23 protein-coding genes are annotated in these 19,946 nt (G+C 61.4%); 8 read left to right on the top strand and 15 right to left on the bottom strand.

Annotated features, from left to right (window positions below; genetic code table 11):
• Nucleotides 1–238 precede the first annotated feature (238 nt).
• The 13 genes from AC07VY_RS22940 to AC07VY_RS22880 form a co-directional block, all read right to left on the bottom strand.
• Complete coding sequence (locus tag AC07VY_RS22940) at nt 239–1,222, bottom strand: DUF6976 family protein (RefSeq protein ID WP_495099472.1); 984 nt, start codon at nt 1,220–1,222, stop codon at nt 239–241.
• Nucleotides 1,223–1,234: 12 nt separating this feature from the next.
• Nucleotides 1,235–1,450, bottom strand: a complete 216-nt coding sequence (locus AC07VY_RS22935) for a hypothetical protein (protein WP_495076980.1) — start codon at nt 1,448–1,450, stop codon at nt 1,235–1,237.
• A 372-nt stretch (nt 1,451–1,822) separates the two neighbouring features.
• Nucleotides 1,823–2,557 carry an aspartate/glutamate racemase family protein gene (locus tag AC07VY_RS22930; RefSeq protein ID WP_495099473.1) on the bottom strand — a complete coding sequence of 245 codons (735 nt, stop codon included), beginning with the start codon at nt 2,555–2,557 and terminating at the stop codon, nt 1,823–1,825.
• 1 nt (nt 2,558) lies between these two features.
• Complete coding sequence (locus AC07VY_RS22925) at nt 2,559–3,305, bottom strand: GntR family transcriptional regulator (protein ID WP_495077059.1); 747 nt, start codon at nt 3,303–3,305, stop codon at nt 2,559–2,561.
• A gap of 15 nt (nt 3,306–3,320) precedes the next feature.
• Complete coding sequence (locus tag AC07VY_RS22920) at nt 3,321–4,202, bottom strand: ABC transporter permease (RefSeq protein ID WP_495099474.1); 882 nt, start codon at nt 4,200–4,202, stop codon at nt 3,321–3,323.
• A gap of 1 nt (nt 4,203) precedes the next feature.
• Nucleotides 4,204–5,115, bottom strand: a complete 912-nt coding sequence (locus AC07VY_RS22915; protein WP_495099475.1) for an ABC transporter permease — start codon at nt 5,113–5,115, stop codon at nt 4,204–4,206.
• 256 nt (nt 5,116–5,371) lie between these two features.
• A complete protein-coding gene (locus AC07VY_RS22910) occupies nt 5,372–6,655 on the bottom strand; it encodes an ABC transporter substrate-binding protein (protein ID WP_495099476.1) in 1,284 nt (427 codons plus the stop codon).
• 35 nt (nt 6,656–6,690) lie between these two features.
• The gene (locus tag AC07VY_RS22905) at nt 6,691–7,767 is read right to left on the bottom strand and encodes an ABC transporter ATP-binding protein (protein WP_495099477.1); all 1,077 of its coding nucleotides are present in this window, start codon (nt 7,765–7,767) and stop codon (nt 6,691–6,693) included.
• A 256-nt stretch (nt 7,768–8,023) separates the two neighbouring features.
• Nucleotides 8,024–8,671: a DsbA family oxidoreductase gene (locus AC07VY_RS22900; RefSeq protein ID WP_495099478.1), complete on the bottom strand. Its 648-nt coding sequence runs from the start codon at nt 8,669–8,671 to the stop codon at nt 8,024–8,026.
• Between the two features lie 446 nt (nt 8,672–9,117).
• Nucleotides 9,118–10,221 carry an alkene reductase gene (locus AC07VY_RS22895; RefSeq protein ID WP_495076987.1) on the bottom strand — a complete coding sequence of 368 codons (1,104 nt, stop codon included), beginning with the start codon at nt 10,219–10,221 and terminating at the stop codon, nt 9,118–9,120.
• Nucleotides 10,222–10,283: 62 nt separating this feature from the next.
• Nucleotides 10,284–10,580 (bottom strand): YkgJ family cysteine cluster protein, encoded by a 297-nt coding sequence (locus AC07VY_RS22890; RefSeq protein WP_495099479.1) that lies wholly within the window; start codon nt 10,578–10,580, stop codon nt 10,284–10,286.
• Nucleotides 10,581–10,766: 186 nt separating this feature from the next.
• Entirely contained in the window at nt 10,767–11,345 is a 579-nt protein-coding gene (locus AC07VY_RS22885; protein ID WP_495099480.1) for an NADPH-dependent FMN reductase, read from the bottom strand.
• The gene (locus tag AC07VY_RS22880; protein WP_495099481.1) at nt 11,342–12,280 is read right to left on the bottom strand and encodes a helix-turn-helix domain-containing protein; all 939 of its coding nucleotides are present in this window, start codon (nt 12,278–12,280) and stop codon (nt 11,342–11,344) included. Before AC07VY_RS22880 ends, AC07VY_RS22885 begins: the two co-directional genes overlap by 4 nt.
• Nucleotides 12,281–12,404: 124 nt before the next feature.
• On the opposite strand from AC07VY_RS22880, the gene AC07VY_RS22875 reads away from it, so the two are divergent.
• The 8 genes from AC07VY_RS22875 to AC07VY_RS22840 all read left to right on the top strand — a co-directional run bounded on the left by AC07VY_RS22875 (nt 12,405) and on the right by AC07VY_RS22840 (nt 18,070).
• Entirely contained in the window at nt 12,405–13,196 is a 792-nt protein-coding gene (locus AC07VY_RS22875) for a ThuA domain-containing protein (protein WP_495099482.1), read from the top strand.
• On the top strand, nt 13,193–14,242 hold the full coding sequence (locus tag AC07VY_RS22870) for a Gfo/Idh/MocA family protein (protein WP_495099483.1): 1,050 nt from the start codon (nt 13,193–13,195) through the stop codon (nt 14,240–14,242). The genes AC07VY_RS22875 and AC07VY_RS22870 overlap by 4 nt, the downstream gene beginning before the upstream one ends.
• Nucleotides 14,243–14,272: 30 nt before the next feature.
• Nucleotides 14,273–14,518 (top strand): hypothetical protein, encoded by a 246-nt coding sequence (locus AC07VY_RS22865; RefSeq protein ID WP_495076993.1) that lies wholly within the window; start codon nt 14,273–14,275, stop codon nt 14,516–14,518.
• A 44-nt stretch (nt 14,519–14,562) separates the two neighbouring features.
• Nucleotides 14,563–15,060 (top strand): C40 family peptidase, encoded by a 498-nt coding sequence (locus AC07VY_RS22860; protein ID WP_495099484.1) that lies wholly within the window; start codon nt 14,563–14,565, stop codon nt 15,058–15,060.
• A gap of 78 nt (nt 15,061–15,138) precedes the next feature.
• Nucleotides 15,139–15,909 (top strand): flagellar filament capping protein FliD, encoded by a 771-nt coding sequence (gene fliD / locus AC07VY_RS22855; protein WP_495099485.1) that lies wholly within the window; start codon nt 15,139–15,141, stop codon nt 15,907–15,909.
• A gap of 68 nt (nt 15,910–15,977) precedes the next feature.
• Nucleotides 15,978–17,027 (top strand): NAD(P)-dependent alcohol dehydrogenase, encoded by a 1,050-nt coding sequence (locus tag AC07VY_RS22850; RefSeq protein WP_495099486.1) that lies wholly within the window; start codon nt 15,978–15,980, stop codon nt 17,025–17,027.
• 82 nt (nt 17,028–17,109) lie between these two features.
• Entirely contained in the window at nt 17,110–17,577 is a 468-nt protein-coding gene (locus AC07VY_RS22845) for a heme-degrading domain-containing protein (protein WP_495099487.1), read from the top strand.
• A 22-nt stretch (nt 17,578–17,599) separates the two neighbouring features.
• Nucleotides 17,600–18,070: a hypothetical protein gene (locus AC07VY_RS22840; RefSeq protein ID WP_495099488.1), complete on the top strand. Its 471-nt coding sequence runs from the start codon at nt 17,600–17,602 to the stop codon at nt 18,068–18,070.
• Nucleotides 18,071–18,080: 10 nt separating this feature from the next.
• On the opposite strand, the gene AC07VY_RS22835 is transcribed toward AC07VY_RS22840, so the two are convergent.
• Together AC07VY_RS22835 and AC07VY_RS22830 are read right to left on the bottom strand one after the other, a co-directional pair.
• Nucleotides 18,081–18,737 carry a peroxiredoxin gene (locus AC07VY_RS22835; RefSeq protein ID WP_495099489.1) on the bottom strand — a complete coding sequence of 219 codons (657 nt, stop codon included), beginning with the start codon at nt 18,735–18,737 and terminating at the stop codon, nt 18,081–18,083.
• Nucleotides 18,738–18,932: 195 nt separating this feature from the next.
• On the bottom strand, nt 18,933–19,940 hold the full coding sequence (locus AC07VY_RS22830) for a transporter (RefSeq protein WP_495077000.1): 1,008 nt from the start codon (nt 19,938–19,940) through the stop codon (nt 18,933–18,935).
• Between the last annotated feature and the right edge of the window lie 6 nt (nt 19,941–19,946).

Genomic DNA, 19,946 nt, shown 5'->3' with positions numbered 1-19,946 from the left:
GTTCCCGTGGAAAGGGGCTGGGATGGCGCCGGACCCTTGGGGCCGCACCAGGCAGGCGAGCCAAAATTATGGGCGAGGTTGGGTGGTACTTTTTTGTGACGTATGACCCAACTAACAAACTGAAACAGATTTACTCTTGGAAACGAAAAGAGCTGCTAGCGCAATTCGGATGTACGCTAGCAGCTCTTATTTTCATAGCGTTTACTATGCTGCTGAACTGGGTTCAGCCTTGCCCGTGTCAGGAAATACGGATCATCACCATGGTCTGATTCAGCAATTGGTAGGCGATTTCACCAAAGGTTACCGGCCCCTGCACACCACCGATTGCCTTGCCTTCCAGCTCTCCATACAAGAAGTTCAGGATGCAATTGCAGCCCATCACCACACCCTGGGCATCCACCTTGGCCAAGCGTGCACGGAAGGCGTTTGCATAGTCTGGCACCGGCTTGGCAAAGTGGTAGTCCACACCCGGAAACACCGGCGCATACAGATTTACCACGCCTTTGACATCATCAATGTTTTGTACAGAAACGTTGATGTGTGCACCCGCAAAGTCGCCAACCAGGGGCAACTTGCCGCCATCCAGGCCGTTGCTGCGCAGGTACTGCGCGAAATCGACTTTCTTGCCGTTCACCAGGCATTCGCCTACCTGGAAAGAGGTGTCCGAGAAGTGCAGTACATCACCAGCATCGGGTTCAAACAGGTTGACGATTTCCACCGATGCAAGCTTGTCTGCAGGCAGACTGACATACGCCACGACGGCCCGGTCTTCGTGTTTGCTGGCGGTGCGGCCGTCGTAGACCTTGGGGCTTACGCGGCCCAGGTCCGAAAGATGCACACCCGAGATCCAGCCCACCGTAGGCTTCAGGAAAGCATCTGGATTGCTGGAGGCTTCGGCAGCAAAGCGCTGATGGGATTGGCTCCCGGCCGGAATGATGGTCAGGGAAAAGCCATTTTCTGGCGCATGTCCCACAATACCCGCGAGTTCCGCAGGTCCATAGCTGGCGATGCTGATGTGACCCAGCTTGGATAGATCGGTCACAAACACCTTGCCTTCGGTCACCACGGTACCACCTCCGGCCACCATGAAATACGGGATGGTGCCGCCAATCCAATTGCCTGCGGGCAATTGATCCAAGGCGGATTCGGGACCAGCCAGGCTCAATGCAGCACCTTTACGGATGAGTTCAGCCGCCGCGGCTACGGAAATGAGTTCGTTCATGGAGGACTCCAATTAAAAAGAGGCAAGTTGAGATACTTCGGCTGGGAGTGCTCTTTCCCATTTGGCGAAGTAAGCATGCAGTTCACTGGCTTTGACAGCAAGTGAATCCGTGCTGCGCTCGATGCGTTTCGTCATCAACTGAGTTCCCAGATGTTGGGTTTTCAGGCGGGCGATGCCGCCGCTGGCAAGACGTTGCCAGCATGGATGGTTGGAGGCGGGAACAGTCATGGGTGTATCTCCTGTTTGATAACTGCTAAATGCGGTCAGCACTGAATCAGAGGCAATTGCGGGTAATTCCGTCCGATAACTTGACCGCTGCTGCAATGGTGGACGTTGCAGGCAGTACTCAACTTGATACAAATCAAACAAACACGAGTGTAAATTAATCGTTTTTATCGTTAATATGAAAAATTAACGAAATTTTCCTTATTCATCACGATGTGTTTATCATTTTTTGATGATGACGCATCAATTTCCATGAATTCATCAAATTTGAAGACGCCATACTTTGTGCGCTAGGCGCTATCCGCCGCCTGCATGTGCAAGGCGCAAAGATGCGCGCTGGGCCGAGGGTGGGCTCAGGCGATCTGCAGGTGACCTTCAGGCATCCCCGGCCAAAGCCATCAGCTCCGGCGACAGACCCATCCACAAGCCTGGCAGGGCCGAGCGCGTAACTGCGCTGGCCGGGGCCAGCAAGGCCTGGCGTGCGCCGGCCAACACGCTGTCTATCACTGGCACACCCACCGCAGTCTGTACCTGGGCCGCCATGCCGGCCAGACCGGCGCCGCCAAGGATGACGGCCTGCACGTCGGTGGCTTGGGCAACCTCGCTGCAGGCTTTTGCCAGCAGGGCACAGGCAGCTTCTGGGTCGGCTGCCAGCTCGGCACCGGTAGCTTCCACGGTATGGATGTGGACCAGGCTGTCGCCATAGCCCAGGCTGTAGGCCAAACGCTGCAACATGGGTTTCCAGGCGGCTCCGCCAGTGACTACGGCAAAGCGGCCATGCTGCGCGGCTTCCATGAAAGCCGCCTCGGCCAGACCGATGACGGGTGCGGCGCTGCACTCGCGCAAGGCCAGCAGGCCGGGGTCGCCAAAACAGCCTATCAACACGGCATCTGGCACCGGCCCGCCTTGGGCCAGCCAGTTGGCCCAGGCATCCAGGGTGGCATGGCCTGCCACGGCATAACTGACTTCCGACGATATGTAGCGCGCGCCAAAGCGGGCGGTAACGGTATGCACGGCCACATCGGGTGCGCTGGCGGCCAGCACATGGGTACGCAGCAACCCGGTCACGCTGTCGCTGGTGTTGGGGTTAATGACCAGTAAATGGCGCATATCAGGCGGCGTGGCCAAAAAGCTCGACCAGATCGGGAGGGGCTACCGAAACGGGTTCGAACTGCAGCTGGTCTTCCAGGTGGCTCAGGTGTTCGCGCATCAAGCGGGTTGCCTCTTTCACGTCGCGCAGGCGGATGGCGTCCAGCACGGCGCGGTGCTCCAGGCAGCCACAGGCACCAGCCCGCGCGCTGCTGGGCGAGAGTGCCACCGGGCCCCAGGTCATCAGGATCAGCGAGGTGCGCGATACCAGCTCGCGCAGGATGCGGCCCAGGGTTTGCTGGCCCGCGCGCTCGGCAATCAATAAATGAAAGTCGCCCGACATGCGGATGGCGTGGCGCAGGTCGCCGCTTTCACGCGCGGCCTCTTCTTCAGAAATAAAGCGTGCCAGCTCGGCGATGTCTGCGTCCGTGGCGTTTTGCATGAAGCGCTCCAGCAGCGGCGGCTCCACCAGGCGGCGGGCTTCGAAAACTTCGCGGGCTTCCTGCTCGGTGGGCTGGGCCACGCAGGCGCCGCGGTTGGGCGTGATGGTGACGATCTGCTCGTTCGCCAGACGCACCAGTACCGGACGTATGCGTGTGCGCGACACGCCAAAGGCTGCGCCCAGCTTGTCTTCCACCAGCTTGGTGCCAGGCTGCAGCCGGTGGTCCAGGATGGCGGAGACGATGCGCTCGTAAATATCGTTGTCGCTGAGCGCGGGGGCGGGGGATGGGGTCACTGTCAACGGCCTTTGTGTTGGCGTCCTGGCCATCGGGCCAGGCATGCACTATGGGTTTATTTTTTTACCGGGTTTCAACAACCATACCAGCATCAGCGTGAGGCCCATCACGATGAACGAGACCACCGTGGTCACCGTGCCGATGGCGTAGATAGAGGGCGTGGTGACAGTGGTGGTCAGGCCCTGCAGCTCCAGCGGCAGGGTGTTGACATCGCCAATCGCCTGCGAGGTGCGGGCAATTTCATCCCACGAAAGGGTGAAGCCGAACATGGCGATACCAACCACCGACGGCGCAATCAGCGGCAGCACCACATGCTTGAAGGTCTGCCAGGGCGTGGCGCCCAGGTCGCGGGCGGCTTCTTCATAGGACGGGTTGAAGCGGTTGAAGATGGCGAACATGATCAGCAGGCCAAAGGGCAGCGTCCAGGTCAGGTGCGCGCCCAGGGCCGAGGTGTAAATACCCAGGGCCGTGCCGTAGCTGTCCAGCGTGTCCTGCCAACCCAGGGTTTCCAGCACCTTCTTGATGCCGCTGTCGAGCAGGCGGAACTCCAGGCCAATGCCCAGGGACACGATGATGGACGGCATGATCAGGCTGGCCACCACGATGAAGAACAGCACGCTGCCGCCGCTGAGCTTCTTGCGAAACGCCAGGCCAGCCAGCACCGAGAGCACCACGGTGAACGCCATCACCGTCAGCCCCAGACCCAGCGAACGCGTCAGCGCGGCGCCGATGTCCACCACGCCCAGCCCTTTGAAAAGCTCACGAAACCAGTGCAGCGACACGCCCCGCATCGGGAATGTCAGCCCACCATCGGGGCCCTGGAAGCTGAGCACCACGATGACCAGCATGGGGCCGTACAGGAACAGCACATAGGCTACAAAAATCAGCGCCAGCACCCAGAAGGCGGCGGGCTTTTTGTTCAGGTTCATCTCACAGCTCCTTGCGAATGTCGACCATGCGGGTCAGTGCCCAGATGATCATCAAGACCAGGGCCAGCAGAATCATGGCGTTGGCCGCGGCTAGTGGGAACTGCAGGTACGAGGTCTGCACCTGGATGATCTTGCCCACCGAGGCAATTTGCTGGCCGCCCATCACACCGATGGTGACGAAGTCGCCCATCACGATGGTGATGACGAAGATGGAGCCGATGATGATGCCGGAGCGGCACAGCGGCACGATCACATTCCACAGCGTTTGCCAGCCCGAGGCACCGCTGTCGTTGGCGGCCTCGATCAGACTGCGGTCGATACGCATCATGCTGTTGAAAATCGGCACGATCATGAAAGTAGTGAACAGGTGCACAAAAGCCAGCACCACCGAGAAGCTGGAGAACAGCAGCCACTCCACCGGCTTATCGACCATGCCCGTGGTCAGCAGCACTTCATTCACCAGCCCGTTGCGCCCCAGCAGCGGCACCCAGGCGATCATGCGGATCACATTCGAGGTCCAGAACGGAATCGTGCACAGCACGAACAGCACCACCTGCACGCCACTGGACTTGATGTGGAAGGCGAGAAAATACGACACGGTGAAACCAATCACCAGCGTGATCAGCCAGACCAGCAAGCAAAATTTGAAGGTGGACAGATAGGTCTTGAAGGTGACGCACATATCGCCGGGCGACAAGCAGCCTTCAAACACCGCCAGATAGTTTTTGATCGTGATGTCCGGCAACAGCTCGTACTGGTTGTAGTCCCAGAAGCTGACCATCAACACCAGCGCCAGCGGTACCAGAAAGAACAGAAAAAACACCGTGGTCAAAGGCAAAGCCTGCCACCAGGCCGCGATGCTGCGGCCCGGCGCAGCCGTAGGCGAAGGAAGTGGTGCGCTAGGTGTGCTCATCGGTGTGTGTCCACGTTACTATCAAAATCGTAGCTGCTTGCGCAGGTAGTACCTGCGCTACAGGCCGATTCCATTCAAATGCATTCCGCATTCGTTTCACCACCAACGGAGTGCGGGAGGTGAAACGAATGCCCCCAAGGCAAGCGCAGCGAAGCCCCTTCGTGAACAACCGCGGAACTGGCTTTGCCAGGCCGCTGGTTGTGCCCCCTGCAAGGGGGGAGGAGGCCACACGAAGTGGGCAAGCCTGGGGGTGAGCTTATGCTGCTACGAACTCATTCCACTTCTGAACCATGTAAGCGTTCTCGTCCATCACGGCGTTCCAGCAGGCGATGCCGCCCATGCGGTCTTCGTAGCTGCCGCCGTCGCGGGTTTCGCCCTTCTTGGCCAGCAGATCGCCGTGCGGGCTCTTGATGTCTTGCGAAGCAGGCTTGCCTTCCATCCAATAAGCCCATTCGTAGGCTTCCATCTTGGCTTTGGCAGTGTCCAGCACGGCGCTGTAATAGCCTTGGCGGTTCAGGTAGGCACCGGCCCAGCCGTCCAGGAACCAGTTGATGAACTCATAAGCACCGTCCAACTTCTTGCCAGACAGGGTGGCGGGCAAACCGAAGCCGGAAGCCCAGGCGCGATACCCTTCCTTTAGCGGCTGGAAGTTGCAGGCAATGCCTTTGGTGCGCACGGCGGTCACGGCAGGCGACCACATGGATTGGATCACCACTTCGCCGGAAGCCATCAGGTTGACGGACTCGTTGAAGTCCTTCCACAGGCTGCGGAACTGGCCTTGCTTCTTGGCTTCGATCAGGGTCTTGATCGTCAGATCAATTTCCTTCTTCGTCATGTTGCCCTTGTCGGGGTACTTGTAGATGCCCATGGCTTCCACCACCATCGCAGCATCCATGATGCCGATGGAGGGAATGTTCAGAATCGCAGCCTTGCCCTTGAATTCAGGGTTCAGCAACTCGGCCCAGGAGGAGATGGGGCGCTTGATCAGGTCAGGGCGGATGCCCAGCGTGTCGGCGTTGTACACGGTGGGGATCAGGCTCATGAATTGGGTGGGCGTGGCGGAGAACTTCTTGCTCTTTTCGCCTTCCAGGTAGATCACCTTCTTGGGCGCGGTGCCTTGGTCGCCGACCTTCTTGCCGCCGACTTCACCCTTGGTGAACAGCGTGGTGATCTTGTCGGCATTCTTGATACGCTTGGTGTCGATGCCCTTCAGGTTGCCGGTCGGCACGATGTTCTTCAGCGAGAAGTATTCGGAGTCGATCAGGTCAAAGCTGTTGGGTGCGGTAACGGCGCGCTTGGTCACGTCGTCGGTGGTCACGGCCACGTACTGGATCTTGATGCCGGTGTCTTTTTCGAACTTGTCGGCGATTTCCTTGTCCTGGTTCACCGCAGTGCCCAGGTAGCGCAGAACAATCGGGTCTGCCGCATGCACGGCCGGGAAAATGCCGGTGGCCAAAATACCTGCGGTGCCCTTGAGCAGGGAACGGCGCTGCATGGTGGCTGCGAGAGCGTTGGTGGGTTTGGGTAGTACGTCAGACATGGTGAAAACTCCTGGGGGTTGCAGTAGAAAACGACTTACGCCGTGGCGGGAACGGAAACGGGGGCAGATGCTTGGCTCAAGGAATGGGCGGCCTCCGGGGCCCATGCCAGCTGGACTTTTTCAGCGACGCTGTAGGGCCGGGCCGCGAATTGCGCCTCGGACACCATCACGGAAAATTCGGCGGTGCTGTTGGCGGTTTGCGCCACACCGGGTTTTTGCAGACCCAGCAGCACATAGGTGCCCTGGTACTCCACATCGCTGACCACGGCGCGCATGTTGTGCGGGCCGTCTGGCTGGGCCGCTTCGGCGGGAATGATCTGCATGTGGTCGGTACGCACGCCAATCTTGCCGGCGGCTGTATCCAGCACGTTGTGGCCGCCCATGAAGCGCGCCACGAATTCGCTGGCCGGGCGGTTGTAGACCTCGTGCGGCGAACCCACTTGCTCGATCAAGCCGTGGTTCATCACCACCATGGTGTCGGCCAGGGCCATGGCCTCTTCCTGCGAGTGGGTCACGTGGATGAAGGTCAGGCCGAGTTCTTTTTGCCAGCGGCGCAGCTCGGCACGCATCTGGATGCGCAGGAACGGGTCCAGCGCGGACAAAGGCTCGTCCAGCAACAGCACCTTGGGCTGGGTGATTAGCGCACGGGCCAGGGCCACGCGCTGCTGCTGGCCACCCGACAGTTCACCCGGCTTGCGATCGGCCAAGTGGCCCATGGCCACGCGGTCCAACAAATCCTTGGCTTTGGCATGGCGCTGGGCCTTGTCCACGCCTTTCATCTTCAGGCTGAAGGCCACGTTGTCCAGCGCGGACAGATGGGGGAACAGCGCAAAGCTCTGGAACATCATCGCCGTACCCCGATCGGCCGCAGGCAGGTCGGTGATGTTGCGGTTTTCCAGCAGGATGTCGCCGCTGCTGACCGACTCGTGTCCCGCCACCATGCGCAGCGTGGTGCTCTTGCCGCAGCCCGACGGACCCAGCAGGCAGCAGTAGCTACCGCTGGCGATGCGCAGATTGATGCTGTCTACCGCTGGCTTGCCCGATCCATAGCGCTTGGTCAGCGCGATGATTTCGATGGCCGAGGGCGAAGAAGTGGGGGTGGAGGCTTGCATAGGGATGCCCTATGCATAGGCCGTGCCAACTTATGTGCTCAATACAAAGAGCAGATTGTGTACAAAGTGCACCACCTATGTGCACAAAGTGAGGCGCAATTCGGCTAGCAGCGCTGGCTTGGTGCGTATCGGCTCCACGCACAGATAGAAAACGTGCCTTCCAGAAACAGCGCAGAACTGGCTTTGCCAGGCTGCTGCTGTTGCCCCCTGCATGGGGGTTGGCGGAAAGTGCGAAGCACTGGAGCCTGGGGGTGAGCTAAGAATCAGCCGCAATTTGACGTAAAGCGCGCTCAAACACCTCGGGTGGCTGGCCGCCGGAAATCAGATGCCTATCGTTGATGATGATGGCGGGCACCGAATGGATGCCGTTGTCGGTATAAAAGCGTTCGCGCTCACGCACCTCGTCGGCATAGGTGCCCGATTCCAAAATCGCTTTAGCCTGCTCAGTATCCAGGCCCACCTGACCAGCCACGCGCACCAGCAAGGCGTGCGAGCTGGGGTCTTCGCCCTCGGTGAAATACACGTCGAACAAAGCCTGCTTCAGCGCGCGCTGCTTGCCTTCCAGCTCGGCCCAATGCAGCAGGCGGTGCGCATCGAAGGTGTTGTAGATGCGGTGGCGCTTGTCCATGCGGAAAGTAAAACCCAGCTCGGCACCCCGGGCGCGGATGTTTTCGCGGTTGGCGGCGGCCTGCTCCGGGGTGGAGCCGTATTTGCGGGCCAGGTGTTCGGTGGTGTCTTCACCCTCGGGCGCCATTTGCGGATTCAGCTCGAAGGGCTGGAAATGCAGCTCCGTCTGGATGCTGTCGCCCACGCGGTCCAGCGCCTGTTCCAGCGACTTCAGACCCACCACGCACCAGGGGCAGGAGACATCGGAGACGAAATCAATCTTCAAAGAGGTAGCCATACAAGTCCTGTGTTTAAAAGCCTGTGGATAGTTCTGGCACAACACACCAGTTATCCACAGGAGATCATGGGTTTCAAAAGTTGTTCATATTTGCGTGACACCAAAAAGTCAGGGTCACGCACATCCAGGTACACGGCCTAAGCTGTTGATTGCAAAGCCAAAAACTGGCTTACCCACAGACAGTGCCAATGCTTACTACTACTACTATGTATTAATAAAAGATTTAGAAGAATAGCCAACACCAAAGTCCGCATGCGATCCGTGGATTTCTGGTCGGGTGCCAGCAGCGGTCAAAAATTTTTTGAAATCGTATTTGCTATTTAATTTATAGCTGCATGCGCAGGTAATACCTGCGCTACAGCCACGATTTTGTTGAAAACCATAAAAAAAGCCTCCACAGCGGCCAAAGGCACGCCGTGGAGGCTTTAGACGGGTTGCCGAGCGGTTTAAACCACCAGCATCGGGTAGTCGGTATAGCCCTTGGCGCCGCCGCCGTAGAAAGTCGCCTGGTCAGGCGGGTTCAGGGGCGCGTTTTCACGCAGGCGGCGTACCAGGTCCGGGTTGCTGATGAAAGGCTTGCCAAAGGCCACTAGGTCGTCTCCATTGCGCAGGGCTTGCTCGGCCAGGGCCTTGGTGAAGCCGTTGTTCACCATCCAGGCGGCTTTGCCACCGGCCTGGCGGTAGGCGGTCTTCAGGGCAGCGTAGTCAAACGGCCGCTCGGGCAGCTCGCGCGGGCCGCCGGTGGCGCCTTCCACCACATGCACATAAGCCAGGCCCAGCGGCGCCAATGCGCGCACCACGTAGTCGAACAGGGGCTGCGGATCGGGGTCGTGGATGTCGTTGGCTGGGGTCACTGGCGAAATGCGCAGCGCGGTGCGGCCGCCGCCAATTTCTTCGGCCACGGCGCGCATCACTTCCAGCAGCAGGCGGGCGCGGTTTTCAATACTGCCGCCATAGTCGTCGGTGCGCTGGTTGGCGCCGCGTTTCAGGAACTGGTCCAGCAGGTAGCCGTTGGCCGCATGTACTTCCACACCGTCAAAACCGGCCTGGATGGCATTGCGTGCCGCGTGGCGGTAGTTGTGCACGATGCCGGGCAGCTCTTCGGCGTCCAGCGCACGCGGTACCGAGGTTTCGGCAAACTGGCCCTGGCCGTCCTTGATCAGATAGGTCTTGGTCTTGGCAGCAATGGCCGAAGGCGCCACCGGCGCCTGGCCGTCGGGCTGCAGGTCCACATGCGAGACGCGGCCTACGTGCCACATCTGCACCACGATCTTGCCGCCCTGGGCGTGGACAGCGTCAGTGACGCGCTTCCAGCCGTCCAGCTGCTCGGTGCCGTACAGGCCGGGTACGTCGGCATAGCCCTGGCCTTGCTGGCTGATGGCGGTGGCTTCGGTGATCAGCAGGCCGGCGCTGGCGCGTTGGGCGTAGTACTCGGCCACCAGCGGCGTGGGGATGGCGTTGGGCGAACGGTTGCGCGTCAGCGGGGCCATCACGATGCGGTTGGCCAGTTGCAGGCTACCGGCCTGTACCGGGTCGAACAATGAAGTCATGCGGGTTCCTGTCTTGCAAAAAGCGCAGGGTAAACCCAAACAAAAAGCCTTGTGGGATGCGCTTAAACCGGCGCTGTGTTAGGCCGGGTGGCGATTTCCAGTTGTGCCAGGAAGTGCATGGCGTGGACCTGGCTGCTGCCGCACATGTCTGCTGCAGGCTGCAGCTGGCCACAGATCGCCGGGCGCTCCGGCTGGCCGAAGATGCGGCACAGGTTGGCCTCGTCCAGCTGCACGCAACGCACGCCAGCCGGCTTGCTGATGCCGTTGATGACCGGCATGCCCGGAATGGGCGAGCTGATGCTGGGCGCGATGCAACACGCGCCGCAGCCGAGACGACACTCACCCCCAGGCTTGCCCACTGCCCCGGAATCGGCCCGTTGGACCGAGAACGCAGGTGGCCTCCAACCCCCTTGCAGGGGGCGAACCCTAGGGCCCGGCAAAGCCGGTTCCCTGGGTTCATTGGAAGGGACAGTTTTGCTCATGAACTTTGGATTGCTATAAATTATGTAGTGACCAGCGCACGTATTACCTGCGCCAGAGGCCAATCAAGCATGGAACTTGCGGGCAGCCCACAGTACCTGGTCGATGACGGTTTGCACGCCGGCGCGGTGCGCGTCTTGCTTCAAGCTGCCGTCTTCGGCAAAGGCTTCAAAGGCGCGGCTGAGAGCGAACTGCTTGGGGCTGACCCAGCACTGCAGGTTCAGCATCAGCGGCGCCAGGTGCGACAGCGAACGCAGGCCGCCCAGGCCGCCGGGTGAGGCGCTCAGCAGGCCCACCACCTTGCCGCTGAAGGAGCGCATGCCGTCCTTCCACACCGGGTCGGTCTTGACCGGGCTGGAGGCCCAGTCCAGCGTGTTCTTCAGCAGGGCGGGGTAGCTGCCGTTGTACTCGGGCGCACAGATGATCCAGGCCGGGTGCTCGAACATCAGCTGCTTCAGGCGCATCACGTCGGCCGGCGTGCCTTCGGCCTCCAGGTCGGCGTTGTACATGGGGATGTTGAAGTCGGCCAGCTCGATGTGCGTTACCTCGGCCCCGGCAGCCGTGGCCAACAGGGTGGTGGCCGCAGCCAGTTTGCGGTTGTACGACTGTTGGCGGGTGCTGCCCGCGAAGATGAGGGTTTTCATGCCGCAGATTTCACCACAGCCCGGGTTTGCCGGTAGCTTTTGGGTGTTTGCCCATGCTGCGCGCGGAAGGTGTGGATGAAGTAGCTGGGGTTGGCAAAACCGCAGGCCCAGGCGACTTCTTTTACCGCCAGCGCGCTGTCGGTCAGCAGCCGGGCCGCACGGTTGATGCGCATGCGGTTGATATAGGCCACCAGGGCTTCTCCGGTTTGCTGGCGAAACAGGTGCGACAGGTAGTCTGCCGTGCAGCCGCATTGTTGGGCCAGGCCGCGCACGCTTAAATCCTGGTCGCCCAGCTGGTTTTGCACCAGCACGCGCACCTTGGTGACCCAGGTGGATTCGGGCGTGGCCTGTGGGTCCAGCGTGTCCAGCGCGCGCAGTACGCCGGAAGTTGCAGCGGCGACCAGGGCCTGTATCTGCGTGCGCACCCAGGCTACATCGTCACCCTGGCCCAGGCGGGCGGCATCGGCCAGCCAGTCATGGATGGGCCGGGCCTGCGGGTGCTGGCGCATTTCCAGATGGCGTATGCCGGGTTGGCCGGGGTGGATTTCCTGCGCCAGATGGCAGGTCAGCGCATGGGCTTCGGCGTAGACCACCAGGTTGGCAAAGGCTTGCGGGCCGTTTGCGCCCACCTGTTCGTGGTGCAGCAGCTGCGGGGGCATTAGCAGTGCCTCACCCGGACCCAGGGTCAGCTGGCCGTAGGGAAAGCTGAAGCGGGTCCAGCCACTGGTCTGCAGGAACAGCTCGGGACCGATATGGAAATGCCCTTCGCCGCGCGTGACCTGCGCGCTGTGCGGCAGGTGCACCCGCAGCTGGCCGGCCATGGCGCGCTGTACGAAATCACCCAGGTGCTGGCGCATGGCATGGGCGTCTGGCCCGTTGGCTGGCGCGTCGGGGCTGGCCTGCAGGCAGGAGCTGGCTTCAAGTCTGCGGTCCATGATTTTTGCTATTCATTGCGGTTTTTTGGCAGCAATCGCGCTTGAGGCAAGCCGATCGCAAGCCTACAGTCTAGGCCACTTAGCTGGGAAAACCGGCATAAATTCTTAACCCAGGAGTGAACCCGTGAAAACCCGTATTTCTGTTATTGTGTGGAACGAATTTCGCCATGAACGCGAAAATGAGGCGGTTGCCGCCATCTACCCCGAGGGCCTGCACACCACCATCGCCCAGGCGCTGCAGCGCAGCCCCGGCACGCTGGCACTGGATGTGACCACCGCCACGCTGGACGAGCCCGAGCACGGCCTGAGCGAAGAGCGTCTGGCGAATTGCGATGTGCTGGTCTGGTGGGGCCACAAGGTGCACAACCTGGTGGAAGACGCCATCGTCGACCGTGTGCAAAAGCGTGTGCTGGAAGGCATGGGCCTGATCGTGTTGCACTCCGGCCATTTCTCCAAGATCTTCCGCCGCATGATGGGCACCAACTGCTCATTGAAATGGCGTGAGGCGCACGAGAAAGAACGCCTGTGGGTGGTCGAGCCATCGCACCCCATCGCTGCCGGCCTGGGCGAATATTTCGAGCTGCCGAATGAAGAGATGTACGGCGAACGCTTTGACATTCCGCAGCCGGACAGCACGGTGTTCATCTCGTGGTTCGAGGGTGGCGAGGTGTTCCGCTCCGGCTGCTGCTGGGAGCGTGGTCATGGCCGCATCTTTTACTTCCGCCCCGGCCACGAGGCCTACCCGACCTACCACGACAAGAACGTGCAGCGTGTGATCGCCAACGCCGTGCAATGGGCCGTGCCGCGCGTGAACATCGTGGACGTGTGCCCGAATGCTGCGCCGCTGGAGCCCATCAGCCACAAGCCCGGTTTCACCAATGTTGGCATCACCCAAACCAAGGCAGACCTCGTATGAGCACTGACAAAAAACTACGTGTAGGCGTCATCGGCCTGGGCATAGGCCGGCACCACATCAAGGGCTGGCAGGAACACCCCCTGGTCGAGGTGGTTGCGATTGCTGACCCGGACGCAGAGCGGCTGGCATTGGTGGGTGATGAGTTTGGTATTGCCAAGCGCTACGCCAGTGCGGCGGCTCTGCTGGACAACGCCCAGCTGGACGTAGTCAGCGTCTGCACGCCGAATAAATTCCACAAGGAGCTGACCCTGGCCGCACTGGCTGCGGGCTGCCATGTGCTGTGCGAAAAACCGATGGCGATGAACGCGCAAGAGGGCCGCGAAATGCTGGACGCTGCGAATACAGCGGGCAAGCGGTTGATGATCAATTTCTCGTACCGCTTCTCGGCTGCTTCACGTGCGCTGAAGACGCAGGTGGATGCGGGCCTGTTTGGCGACTTCTACTTTGGCCGCAGCATCTGGCACCGCCGACGCGGCATGCCGGGCTTTGGCGGCTGGTTTGGCACCAAGGCCCTGGCCGGCGGCGGCCCGCTGATCGACCTGGGCGTGCATCGCCTGGACCTGGCTTTATGGCTGATGGGCTACCCGCAGCCGACCTGGGTGATGGGCAGCACCTACAACCCCATCGCCAGTGAGATTGCTACAAAGGCCGGCAAGACCTTTGACGTGGAAGACCTGGCCGCCGGCTTCATCCGCTTTGAAAACGGCGCCACGCTGGCGCTGGAGGCCTCCTGGGCTGCCAACATCCAGGAGGCCGAGTTGATGGAAACCCGGCTGCTGGGCACCAAGGCTGGTTTGCTACAGAAGAACCTGCATGAGGGCTACACCTTCGACGCCCATGTGTTCACCGAGGTCAACGGCGCGCCGGTGGACATGCATATGTGTCCGCCCACGGCGTTGGCCAAGTCGGCCATGCACGACTATGCCGAGGCCATACTCAGCGACCAGCCGCATCCCGCGGGGGGCGACCAGGGCCTGGTGGTGATGGAGATTCTGGATGCGCTGTACGAGAGTGCGCGCACGGGGGCACCGGTAAAGATTGGCTAGCCAGGCGGTGCGCGGTTTACCATGCCGCGCATGAATGATTTGGATACCTTGCAGTCCATGGGACTGAGCTTGCCCAGTCCGGCCTATCTGGTGGGCGTGTTGCTGTTCAGCATTGTTGGCTATATCGCTTTTCGCCATGGCCGCAAGGCCGAGCGTAAGGACCATATTTGCGTGGGCCTGGCCTTGATGCTGTATCCCTATGCCGTGTCACAGACGCTCGCGCTGTGGCTGGTCGGTGCCGTGATGAGTGCCTGGGTGGTGTGGAAGTGGAACTGAACAGTGCCGCTACGCATCCCAGCTGCTAGTACAGTGGGGCCGTTATGCATATCCGTCAAAGTTTTTGTATTTTTCCGTTGGCCGCCGCGCTGCTGGTGCTAAGTGGCTGCGCCAGCCCACCCCGGGCACCGGAAGTCAGCAGCGCCATCAACCCGGTCGATATTCCTTCACGCCTGTCGGTAGACCAGGCGAACGATGTCACCCTCTATGCGCTGAGCCTGGTGGGCACGCCCTACCGCTATGGCGGTAACACGCCGGCCGGTGGCTTTGACTGCAGCGGCTTGATTGGCTACGTCTACCAAAGCCGCGCCGGCCTGCGTTTGCCGCGCACCGTAGCCCAGCTCCAAGGCGAAGGCCAGGCCGTGCCGCGGGACCAGTTGCGCACCGGTGACCTGGTGGTGTTTGGCCGGGGCACGCATGCCGGCATTTACGTGGGTGAAGGCCGTTTCGTGCATGCGCCATCGAGTGGTGGCGAAGTGCGGCTGGACCCGCTGGACACCCGTTATTGGGCCAGCCAGAAGGTGGCTTTCCGCCGGCTGTAGGCGTGGATTGGCTATCTGCGCAGATAAGGACTAGACTGGTTCACTGGGCCACGGTTTTTTACGCTGCCCGGCTGCACCATGAATATCAACGACTTCGTCAAGGCCAACGCGGTAGCCCTCTACCTGGGGACGAACGCGAGCCAGCAGACGGGAAACGCTGGCAAAACCGGACTGGCGGCACAGCCCGGCTTCCAAAAGGCTGAAAAGCGCATACAGGCGCAGGTGGACGTGGCCACGGCCCAGCTGTCCTCGTTTGGCAAGCTCAAGTCTGCGCTGTCGGATGTGCAGACCGTGGGCCAAGCCCTGGCTGCGGTGTCCGGCAGCAGCAGTAGCAAGCCGGCCGCGCAGAAAGCCGCACTCGGCCAGTTCGTGGCGGCCTACAACACCGCGATCGACAGCGCCAAGGCTGCCGCCTCGGTCACCGGTGATGGTGCGGCCACGCAAAGTGCGCTGCGCACCATCAAGGACCTGCTGCATGCGGTGAACGCCACGAACGGCAGCCAGAGCGTGTTGGGCCAACTCGGTTTGGACCTGGGTGCGAATGGCAAGCTGGTGTTGGATGCAAACGCTTTTGAAGCCGCGCAAAAAGCCGACCCGATCGCCGTGGCCCAAGGCCTGGGGGCGCTGGGCCAGCAGGTGTCAGCTGCCAGCACGCAGGAGCTGGCGATGGACGGCCATCTGGGCCTGTATCTGTCCTCCCTGGCCCAGCGCGCCAGCATTCTGAAAAGCCAGCAAGGCATGTTGGCGTCCTTGGGGCTGTACAGCGGCACCAGCCAGGGCAGCAGCACGGGCGGTGCCTATGATTTCGGCCTGGCGGCCTACCGTAAGAGCCTGCAGTCGGGTGCCTGAATAACCCTGTGCTGCGCGCGGTGCAGCTTAGGCCTACCATGCCCGCTTTCCCTTTCACGGAGAGCCCCATGAGCATCGCCAAAGCCTACGCCGCCACATCCCCCACCGCCGCCCTGGCGCCTCTTGATATCGAACGCCGCAGCCCTGGCGCGCAGGACGTGGCGCTGGACGTGCTGTACTGCGGTGTCTGCCATTCCGATCTGCACACCGTACGCAATGAATGGCAGAACGCCATCTATCCTTCTGTGCCCGGCCATGAGATCGTCGGCCGCGTTACCGCCGTGGGCGAGCTGGTGTCCAAATACAAGGTAGGCGACATCGTCGGCGTGGGCTGCATGGTGGACAGCTGCCAGCACTGCAGCGCCTGTGCCGAAGACCTGGAGCAGTATTGCGACAACGGCTTTACCGGTACTTACAACGGCCCGTTGTTCCCCAACGGTACCAACACCTACGGTGGCTACTCCAGCCACATGGTGGTGCGCGAATCCTTTGTGCTGAAGATCAGCCACGCCGAGGCCGACCTGGCCGCCGTGGCGCCGCTGCTGTGCGCCGGTATCACCACCTATTCGCCGCTGCGCCAGTGGAAGGTGGGGCCGGGCCAGAAGGTGGGCATCGTCGGCCTGGGCGGGCTAGGCCATATGGGTGTGAAGATCGCCGCCGCCATGGGCGCGCACGTGGTGCTGTTCACCACCTCGGCCAGCAAGCGCGAAGACGCACTGCGCCTGGGCGCCAAGGAGGTCGTGGTGTCCAAGAACGCCGACGAAATGGCCGCGCACGCCAACAGCTTCGACTTCATTCTGAACACCGTGGCGGCTTCGCACAATCTGGATGATTTCATTGGCCTGCTCAAGCGCGACGGCACCATGACGCTAGTGGGTGCGCCCGAGCACGCCCACCCCTCGCCCAATGTGTTTGGCCTGATCATGCGGCGACGCCGTATTGCCGGTTCGCTGATCGGCGGTATCCGCGAGACGCAGGAGATGCTGGACTTTTGCGCCCAGCACGGCATCACCGCCGATATCGAAACCATCGCCATGGACCAGATCGAAGCCGCCTACGCCCGCATGCTCAAAAGCGATGTGAAGTACCGCTTCGTGATCGACATGGCTACCCTCTAGATTTATAAGAAACATGCCGCTAGCGTAGGGAATAACTGTGCTGGCAGCTATAGTAAATATAGCAACATGAAGGAAGACTTGGATGTCGCAAGCCGATAAAGACCTGCTGCCCGAGCTGCTGCGCCAGGAAGATGCGCTGCAGTTCAGCAGCTTTTCGCATGCCACGGCGCTGGACCTGGGCCTGGCCGTTGTCAACGCGGCGCAGCGCGTGGGCCAGCTGGTGATGGTGGACATACGTTGGGGCGACTTGCAGCTGTTCCAGCACGCCATGGAGGGCACGACGCCCGACAACGCCGACTGGGTGCGGCGCAAGGTCAACGTGGTGCGTCGCTTTGCCCATAGTTCGTTCTACATGGGCGCGCTGTACCGCAGCAAGGGCAAGGACTTTGAAGCCGACTCCGGCCTGGACCCGCGCGAATACGCGGCCCATGGCGGCGCGTTCCCACTGCGCATACGCGGTGCCGGCATGTTCGGTGTGCTCACCGTGTCCGGCCTGCCCCAGGCCGAAGACCACGCGCTGGCTGTGGCCGTGCTGCAAACCATGGTGTGACGGTTTTGAAAGGATGACTGCGATGCGCGCTCTTGCTTTGGCTGTTTTTTCCTCTCTACTCGTGGCCCTTGCGGGCTGCGCCGTGACGCCCGGCATGACGCGGGATGAAGTGCTGTCGGCACGCGGCAAGCCCACGGCCGAACGGGACCGCGCAGGCGTGCACCGCCTGCAGTATTCCACCCAGCCCATGGGCCAGTCGGTGTTGATGGTGGACATGGATGCCAGCGGCAGGGTGCAGCAGGTGCGCGAGGTGATGAACCTCAACGCGTTTTCTGCAATCGACCTGTCTGGCAGCACCACCCGCGACGACATCCTCTGGGCCTTCGGCCCGCCCGCCCAGATAGACCATGTGATGTCCTGGACCGGCGACATCTGGGCCTACCGCTGGCGCGAGGTGCAGGACATGTGGTTCTGGGTTTACTTCGATCCGCAAGGCGTGGTGCGGCGCACCCAGCAGGGTATGGACTTGACGTTCTTCCGGCTGGTGCGCTGACGGAGGGCGTTCAGCCCGGTTGCTTGGTCACGCGCAGGTAGGGTTTGATGGTCTTGTAGCCGGGGAAGGCCTTTTCGGCGTCTTCGTTGGACACGGCGGTGGTGATGATCACGTCGTCGCCGTTTTTCCAGTTCACCGGCGTGGCCACCTTGTACTTGGCGGTGAGCTGCATGGATTCGAGCACGCGCAGGATTTCGTCGAAGTTGCGGCCGGTGGTCATGGGGTAGGTCAGCATCAGCTTGATCTTCTTGTCCGGGCCGATGATGAATACCGAGCGCACGGTGGCGTTGGTGGCGGCGGTGCGGCCATCCGACGTGCCGGGCTCCTCGGCGGGCAGCATGTTGTAGAGCTTGGCCACGGTCAGGTTGGTGTCGCCGATCATGGGGTAGGTGACCTTGGCGCCCTGGGTTTCCTCGATATCGGCCACCCATTTGCTGTGGTTTTCCACCGGGTCTACCGACAGGCCGATGATCTTGCAGTTGCGTTTGGTGAACTCGGGCTCGATCTTTGCCATATAGCCCAGCTCGGTGGTGCACACCGGGGTGAAGTCCTTGGGGTGCGAGAACAGGCAGGCCCAGCCGTCACCGATCCAGCTATGGAAGTCGATAACGCCTTGCGTGGTCTGCGCGGTGAAGTTGGGGGCGGTGTCGTTGATGCGAAGGGACATGAAAAACTCCAGTGGTGGTTGAAATGTCTGCAGCGTGGGGGCCACTTGTGGCGACCACGGCCTGCTCCTGGGCAGCAACGGCCCGGCCTGCCAGCATAGCCCGTATGCCATGCATTCTTCAAGGGTTGACGTCCTATGTGCCGCCAGCGCACGCAGTACCTGCGCTAGCAGCTACTAAAACCGTAGCAATAAGCCTTACTTCTTCTGCTTGTACACGTACCAGGCGGCAAACACCGTAAACGCCACGATGATGGCCACCACCACCCAGAAGCCGTCCGGGTGCTGGGCCAGCGGGATGCCGCCCACGTTCATGCCCAGCAGGCCGGCGACGATGTTGATGGGCAAGGCCAGCACGGTGACCATGGTCAGGGTGAAGACGCTTTGGTTCGTCTGCTCGCTCACCTGGGCGGCGATTTCTTCCTGCAGCAGCTTGATGCGTTCCTTCAGCTCCGACATGTCGCGGATGGTCAGCGAGAACTCTTCGGTGGCCTGGCGCAGCTCTTCCAGGTCGTGTTCGCTGATCCAGGGCGGCGGCAGGCGCAGCAGGCGGAACAGCGCGCCCGGTTCGGGCGCCAGCAGCCGCTGCAGCCGTACCAGCACGCGGCGCAGGCGACCCAGGTCGGCACGCCGGTCTTGCAGCCGGCCGACCAGGAACTTGTCTTCGATCACATCCACCTGCACGGTGGCGTCGCGCACGATGCGCACCAGCACATCGCCTTGCTCGTGCAGCAGGGTGTTTAAAAAGGCCACGGAGGAGGCGATCTGCCCGCCGTTCTTCACATTGGCGCGCATGCGGTCGATGGAGCGCAGCGGGTGCGAGCGGGCGCTGATGGCCAGGTGCGGGCCCACGTTCAGCCATAGGCTGGCGATCTCGGCGGGGTCGAAGGCGAACTCGTAGGCCACGTCGTTGATGACGGCGATCAGCGTGTCGTGCGCGTCTTCCAGCCGGGTGGAGCGCGAGCCCTCGTGCAGCGCCTCGAAGAACTCGGGCACCACGTCCAGGTGGTTTTTGATCCAGGCCTCGGCGGCTGCGTCGGCCAGGTTGAAGTGCAGCCAGAGGAAGTCGCCCGGGGCCTTGGGCTGCTCGTTTTGCAGCCAGGCCACCGCGTCGGGCAACTGGATGGCGGCGCCGGGGCCGCCGTTTTCAAAAAGGTATCCGCAGACCAGGCCGTTTTTATCGGAACCGTAGGTGCCAGTTTGCATGCAACC

The organism is Rhodoferax sp. GW821-FHT02C08, from assembly GCF_059421805.1.
This window is presented reverse-complemented; position numbering and strand designations above follow the sequence as displayed.

Excerpts from the sequence above, each read along its gene's own strand:
- AC07VY_RS22940 (WP_495099472.1), bottom strand. The coding sequence starts at position 1,222 with ATGAACGAACTCATTTCCGTAGCCGCGGCGGCTGAACTCATCCGTAAA.
- AC07VY_RS22935 (WP_495076980.1), bottom strand. The coding sequence starts at position 1,450 with ATGACTGTTCCCGCCTCCAACCATCCATGCTGGCAACGTCTTGCCAGC.
- AC07VY_RS22930 (WP_495099473.1), bottom strand. The coding sequence starts at position 2,557 with ATGCGCCATTTACTGGTCATTAACCCCAACACCAGCGACAGCGTGACC.
- AC07VY_RS22925 (WP_495077059.1), bottom strand. The coding sequence starts at position 3,305 with ATGGCCAGGACGCCAACACAAAGGCCGTTGACAGTGACCCCATCCCCC.
- AC07VY_RS22920 (WP_495099474.1), bottom strand. The coding sequence starts at position 4,202 with ATGAACCTGAACAAAAAGCCCGCCGCCTTCTGGGTGCTGGCGCTGATT.
- AC07VY_RS22915 (WP_495099475.1), bottom strand. The coding sequence starts at position 5,115 with ATGAGCACACCTAGCGCACCACTTCCTTCGCCTACGGCTGCGCCGGGC.
- AC07VY_RS22910 (WP_495099476.1), bottom strand. The coding sequence starts at position 6,655 with ATGTCTGACGTACTACCCAAACCCACCAACGCTCTCGCAGCCACCATG.
- AC07VY_RS22905 (WP_495099477.1), bottom strand. The coding sequence starts at position 7,767 with ATGCAAGCCTCCACCCCCACTTCTTCGCCCTCGGCCATCGAAATCATC.
- AC07VY_RS22900 (WP_495099478.1), bottom strand. The coding sequence starts at position 8,671 with ATGGCTACCTCTTTGAAGATTGATTTCGTCTCCGATGTCTCCTGCCCC.
- AC07VY_RS22895 (WP_495076987.1), bottom strand. The coding sequence starts at position 10,221 with ATGACTTCATTGTTCGACCCGGTACAGGCCGGTAGCCTGCAACTGGCC.
- AC07VY_RS22885 (WP_495099480.1), bottom strand. The coding sequence starts at position 11,345 with ATGAAAACCCTCATCTTCGCGGGCAGCACCCGCCAACAGTCGTACAAC.
- AC07VY_RS22880 (WP_495099481.1), bottom strand. The coding sequence starts at position 12,280 with ATGGACCGCAGACTTGAAGCCAGCTCCTGCCTGCAGGCCAGCCCCGAC.
- AC07VY_RS22870 (WP_495099483.1), top strand. The coding sequence starts at position 13,193 with ATGAGCACTGACAAAAAACTACGTGTAGGCGTCATCGGCCTGGGCATA.
- AC07VY_RS22865 (WP_495076993.1), top strand. The coding sequence starts at position 14,273 with ATGAATGATTTGGATACCTTGCAGTCCATGGGACTGAGCTTGCCCAGT.
- AC07VY_RS22860 (WP_495099484.1), top strand. The coding sequence starts at position 14,563 with ATGCATATCCGTCAAAGTTTTTGTATTTTTCCGTTGGCCGCCGCGCTG.
- fliD (WP_495099485.1), top strand. The coding sequence starts at position 15,139 with ATGAATATCAACGACTTCGTCAAGGCCAACGCGGTAGCCCTCTACCTG.
- AC07VY_RS22850 (WP_495099486.1), top strand. The coding sequence starts at position 15,978 with ATGAGCATCGCCAAAGCCTACGCCGCCACATCCCCCACCGCCGCCCTG.
- AC07VY_RS22845 (WP_495099487.1), top strand. The coding sequence starts at position 17,110 with ATGTCGCAAGCCGATAAAGACCTGCTGCCCGAGCTGCTGCGCCAGGAA.
- AC07VY_RS22840 (WP_495099488.1), top strand. The coding sequence starts at position 17,600 with ATGCGCGCTCTTGCTTTGGCTGTTTTTTCCTCTCTACTCGTGGCCCTT.
- AC07VY_RS22835 (WP_495099489.1), bottom strand. The coding sequence starts at position 18,737 with ATGTCCCTTCGCATCAACGACACCGCCCCCAACTTCACCGCGCAGACC.
- AC07VY_RS22830 (WP_495077000.1), bottom strand. The coding sequence starts at position 19,940 with ATGCAAACTGGCACCTACGGTTCCGATAAAAACGGCCTGGTCTGCGGA.